The 3,565-nt window shown below is 37.9% G+C and carries 2 protein-coding genes; one reads left to right on the forward strand and one right to left on the reverse strand.

Annotation, left to right across the window (positions count from 1 at the left end):
- Positions 1 to 1,630: hypothetical protein (locus K1X82_15160; protein MBX7183449.1), on the reverse strand; the 1,630-nt coding region annotated here is incomplete at its 3' end.
- A 205-nt stretch (positions 1,631 to 1,835) separates the two neighbouring features.
- Here K1X82_15160 and K1X82_15165 point away from each other — a divergent pair.
- Positions 1,836 to 3,173 (forward strand): PhoH family protein, encoded by a 1,338-nt coding sequence (locus K1X82_15165; GenBank protein ID MBX7183450.1) that lies wholly within the window; start codon positions 1,836 to 1,838, stop codon positions 3,171 to 3,173.
- The last annotated feature ends 392 nt before the right edge of the window (positions 3,174 to 3,565 follow it).

Consider the following 3,565-nt stretch of genomic DNA (forward strand, 5'->3'; position numbering starts at 1 on the left):
CATTTAAAAGAGCAAGCAATTGTCTGTAAGTTAATTTAACCTCATTGGCTGGAATTCGAATATCTGTTTTTATGGCAATGTTATCTGTAACATTGGTCCAGCTTTTTGAAGGAGGTATTACAGCTTTCGGCTCTCCCAAATAATACTCATCTTGGTAATTTAAGTTGTAACGATACCAACCAATCAATTCAGATTTCAAGGCCTTGGAAATAGGAATATCCTTACTGGCATCAAAATCATCGAAATTTAATCCTATTAAGTCAGTTACATTATCAGGATATTGCATATCTCCTGTAACTGTTTGTCCGATGGTTTGGTGAGCCCAAGGGCCAATTACGATTTTTTGCAAACGACGGTTCTTTTTAGTTGGGTCCAAATTTTTGCGCATGTAGGCCCAGGTTTCAATTTGTCCGTCTACAAAAATATCCCACCAGCCTGTAAGATGATAAGCCGGAACTTCCATGTTGGTATACCTGGAATAGGTGCCATCCAATTTCCCATCCCCATTCTCATCTACATAGGCACGACTGCAATCCATATCTTTTCTTCCTATAGAGCTAGGATAATAACCCGCCAAACTTGGTGCACCGGAAGCATCTTGGTATTTAACTTCCACAAAGTGATCAATTGCCATATTAGCTGCCACAAATTTATTTGGCAAATTATAATCGAAAGATGAATGAATATTGTTTTGAACCGCACTAAAATAACCATTCTGGCTGGCATCCATTTCATCTTCAGGAATGCGATCATCATCTGTTCCGGTAAAAATTTGCCCTTTCAACCACCCTGTTACCAATCTATCTCTTAAAATACCATTGTGAAATCCGGTTGATTTAAAAAATTCATTCGGAGCAACGATAGGCAATAAACATTTTAATCCAGGTTTACTATTATCAATTCGTCTGGCTGCAGCAGCCTGATATTGATTATAACCTAATGCCGATGCACCAAACATTCCTATCCTCCCGTTAACCCATAATGCATTGGTATCATTTACTCCATCATTGTTTCTGTCGAAATCCCTAAACAAACTATTTGTAATGTATTGGATAGAATTGTAACCATCCTCATGCTTGTTTCCATTGGATGGACTGCTAGGCGGCTCCACATCCAACACATGTTGGTAGGTATGATATGGATTTTTATTCCAACTATCGCTCATTAATGGCAAATAAACCCCTTCCGAAGTATACCTTCCACGCATATCTTGCACAGCATAAGCATAGCCTAACAAGGCAATTACAGAACCCTCAACATTATTTCCATCACCTTTGTTATAGGGCGTACGACTAAAAACCATTGGCAATTGCTGGGGAACAGGATTATTCTGCTCTACCCCATTTACCTTAACCTTATCATATTGAATAATTTGTGACCCTTTGGGTAACAATTGTATTTTCAAAGTGGTATTGACCACAGGAATAGCCACATCGACCATTAAACAATCTCGCAATATCGGCATGTAAATATCCGTGTATAACTTCACACCATCGGGCATAACAAACGGCACCGTGTATGAAGTCGACAATTCGCTAAAATCATCGAGTTGTCCATTGTTCGCAGTTCCTTGCGCAAAAACAGCCGAACTTATGAAAACTGAAGCCAGTACAGGTAATAGTTTTTTCATGTAATTTAAGGTAACAGGGCGTAATATTAAAAAAATATTGGGAAATAATTACTACTTCATCAAGCATTTTTTACCAATTTGTAAATTGGAGCATTTGTTGAAAAAATGAGGGAAAATTCCAATCAATTACCCAAAAACAAAAATCCAATTCGATACTTTTAACCCCATCAACATCGTTCTTTTCTAATTAAACCAATCGCTCACCATGCCAATTAAGCAGAAAGAAAAAAAGATTTTCGTCCTTGATACTTCGGTAATCATTTACGACCACCTGGCAATTTTACAATTTGCCGAACACGATGTAGCCATTCCAATCACAGTGCTTGAAGAGTTAGATAACTTTAAGAAAGGAAATGACACCAAAAATTTTTCTGCCCGGGAATTCATCCGATTTATTGATGCAGCATCTTCAAAAGAAACACTAAACAATTGGATTCCAATTGCAGGAAAAGGTTTAGGGAAATTCAAGGTGATTATGCAGCATAAAAACACCCATTTGGATGCCAACCAGGTATTCGGTGAACGAAAAGCCGACCACCATATTCTCAATGCTGCATTAAGTTTGGTAACCGAACATCCCGAACGCAAGGTAATTTTGGTTACCAAAGATGTTAATTTAAGACTTAAAGCCAAATCACTCAACCTTACTGCCGAAGATTTCGAAAGCGGCAAAGTGAAAAATGTTGATTCTTTGTATTCCGGAAGAGCTACTGTTTCAGGGGTTACTTCGGCAATTATTGATAAAATCTACCAAGAAGGCCATTGCCTGCCAAGCGATATCGGACTGAAAGAGCCAACCAACAATGGCTATTATATCCTTAAAAATGGAAAATCCTCTGCATTGTCATTTTACAATGCAACCAATAACCTTCTCGAACGGGTAGAAAAAATGAGCGCATTTGGAATTAAGCCCTTAAATGCCGAACAAGTTTTTGCCCTACATGCCTTGCTTAACCCTGAAATCAAACTTGTTACCATTCAAGGCGTTGCAGGAACCGGCAAAACGCTTTTGGCTCTTGCAGGCGCATTGGAACAAAAAAAGGAATTCCGTCAAATCTATCTGGCTCGCCCGATAGTCCCCTTAAGTAACAAAGATATAGGATACCTGCCAGGTGACATCAAAAGCAAGCTTAACCCATACATGGAACCACTTTGGGATAACTTAAAATATATTCAAAGCCAGTTCCCTGAAAATGATAAATCTTACAAAAAAGTTCAGGAACTTGTCGAGCAGGAAAAACTACTTATTACACCTTTAGCCTATATCCGAGGTAGAAGCTTAAGCAATATTTTCTTTATTGTCGATGAAGCCCAAAACCTTACTCCTCACGAAGTAAAGACAATCATTACACGAGCCGGAGAAGGAACAAAAATCGTTTTCACAGGGGATATTTTCCAAATTGACACTCCTTACTTAGACGCACAATCAAATGGCCTAAGTTATCTTATTGAAAAGGTAAAAAACCACAAACTCTATGCTCATATTACCCTAGAAAAAGGTGAACGCAGCGAATTAGCCAATTTAGCCAATGAACTTCTTTAGTTATCCCGAAATTGTCATTTGAAACGAAGTGAACAAATGACAAGTGCGGTTGGAGGTGGGTAGATTCGGGTTAACCCCGAGCTAGTGTTAGTTAGGTTTTCTTACCATTTATAATTACTTGAAAACCTTACTAACACTTGTCTCGAAACGTAGTTTAAAATTTCTAATGACAATTTTGGGATTATCCATTCCATTTTGGCAAGAGCTCCTTATCCTTGTTATAATAGAACCTCAACAAATCCTCCAACATCATCAGAATCAATTTCCAATTATAGTTTAAATCTCATTGATTTTGAACTGAAATTACTCTGTTCCTAAAACAAAAAAAGCGCAACCCAATTATAATGGTTGCGCCTAAAAACTTAGAGAAAGAAAAGCAATCTAAAACATAG

The organism is Bacteroidia bacterium (assembly GCA_019695265.1).
Classification (GTDB): Bacteria; Bacteroidota; Bacteroidia; order JAIBAJ01; family JAIBAJ01; genus JAIBAJ01.